1 protein-coding gene and 1 pseudogene are annotated in these 1,213 nt (G+C 70.0%); both read right to left on the reverse strand.

Annotation, left to right across the window (positions count from 1 at the left end; translation table 11 throughout):
* Nucleotides 1-604, reverse strand: a pseudogene (locus tag EBE87_RS28290) (XrtA system polysaccharide chain length determinant); the annotation flags it as partial.
* Nucleotides 605-608: 4 nt separating this feature from the next.
* A partial coding sequence (locus EBE87_RS28295; protein WP_233553601.1) for an XrtA/PEP-CTERM system exopolysaccharide export protein occupies nucleotides 609-1,213 on the reverse strand: 605 nt, incomplete at its 5' end.

Here is a 1,213-nt window from a genome sequence, read left to right on the forward strand (position 1 = left end):
CCTCGGAGGGCAGCAGGTCGATATAGCGTGCCTGGAACTCGGCGCGGCGGCGTTCGGCCTGGCGCAGCTGCACCTCGTAGGAGGCGAGCTGCTGGGCGACGAAGTCGCGGGCGCTTTCCATCTGCTGGCGGTCGGTGGCGGTGGCGGCTTCCATGAACAGGTTCAGCGCCGCCTGCACCACGTCGCGCGCCACCTTGGGGTCGCGGTCACGGTATTCGATGGTGAAGAGGTTGCGCGTTTGCGGCGTGATACGGATCTCGCGCGTCAGGCGCGAGATCAGGGCATCGCGCTCGGCCACCGACTGCACCCGCTGCTCCAGCGGCGTGCGCAGGATCACCTTCTCCAGGTTGGGCCGGCTCAGCAGCGTACGCTGCAGCACCTCCACCTGCTGCGCCGGCGAGCTGTCGATGGCGATGCCGCGAAGCGCGGAGCCGAGAATGGCATCGGCATCGGCATAGATGCGGGCGCTGCTGTCGAACTGGTTGGGAATGGCATACACGGCAGCCCAGCCGAGCAGGCAGACGACCCAGCCCACCAGCAGCGCCTTCCAGCGGTGCCGCCAGCCGATCACCGCCTGCCGCCGGGCCATGGCGAGAATGCTCATGGGATCAGAACCAGCCCTGCGGGATCACCAGCGTGTCGCCCGGCTGCATGGCGATGTCCTGCGACATGTCGCCATCCCGCAGCAGGTCGGACAGGCGCACCGGGATGCTCCGCGCCGGCTGGCCGGGGGCGCCGCGGCGGATGATCTCGGCACGGTTGCCGGCGGCGTAGCGGGTCAGGCCGCGGGCGCTGATCATCACGTCCAGCACCGTCTGGCCTTCGCGGTAGGGCATGCCCATCGGCTGCGCCGCCTCGCCGATCACCCGGATCTGGCGGTCCGGCGCGCCCTCGAAGGACTGCACCATCACCGTGACATTGGGCTCCAGCACATACTCCTTGAGCCGCGCCTCGATCTGGCGGGCCAGCTGGCTCGGCGTGCTGCCGGCGGCCTCGATGTCAGGCACCAGCGGCAGCGACACCCGGCCGTCCGGGCGGATCGGCAGCCCGTTGGCGCTCAGCTCCGGCGCCCGGTACACAAACACATTCAGCTTGTCGCCCGGGCCCAGCAGGTACTCCTGCGCATCGGCATTGACCGTGCGGGCCGCCACCGTCGGCGGCAGCCTGTCCTGCCCCGCACAGGCGGATAAACCCGCCACGCACAACAGGCCCA

The organism is Teichococcus wenyumeiae (assembly GCF_003696345.1).
Classification (GTDB): domain Bacteria; phylum Pseudomonadota; class Alphaproteobacteria; order Acetobacterales; family Acetobacteraceae; genus Pseudoroseomonas; species Pseudoroseomonas wenyumeiae.